Source organism: Rhodococcus sp. T2V (assembly GCF_029269925.1).
Lineage (GTDB): Bacteria > Actinomycetota > Actinomycetes > Mycobacteriales > Mycobacteriaceae > Rhodococcus_F > Rhodococcus_F koreensis.
This window is the reverse complement of record NZ_JARJBD010000533.1, coordinates 1-339: the sequence shown is the minus strand read 5'-3', so window position 1 is coordinate 339 and position 339 is coordinate 1. Positions and strand designations below refer to the sequence as shown.

Sequence of the window (339 nt, the reverse complement as noted above, 5' to 3'; positions counted from 1 at the left end):
TGACCAAGGTGCACCGCGACAAGGTCGCCTCCTACATCGACGCCGGCGAGGCCGCCGGCGCCACCATCGTCGTCGACGGCCGGCAGGTGCAAGCCGACGGCGGCAAGGACGGATTCTGGCTCGGCCCGACCCTGATCGACCACGTCACCACCGACATGTCCGTGTACACGTGCGAGGTGGAGACCACGCGGTTCTTGAGCCGCAGGTGCTTCAGATCGAACGGGGAGAGAAGCGGGTCGTTGGATGGCATGACGTGCTCCGTTGGTGACGATGGATGGGAGGCGGCGGCGCGGTCAGGCGCCCAGGTAGGGGTAGCGGTAGTCGGTGTCGGGGTTGAGG

At 67.3% G+C, this 339-nt stretch carries 1 protein-coding gene; it reads left to right on the top strand.

Annotated features, from left to right (window positions below; all coding sequences use genetic code 11):
• Positions 1-339: aldehyde dehydrogenase family protein (locus P3H15_RS55280; RefSeq protein ID WP_276144961.1), on the top strand; the 339-nt coding region annotated here is incomplete at both ends.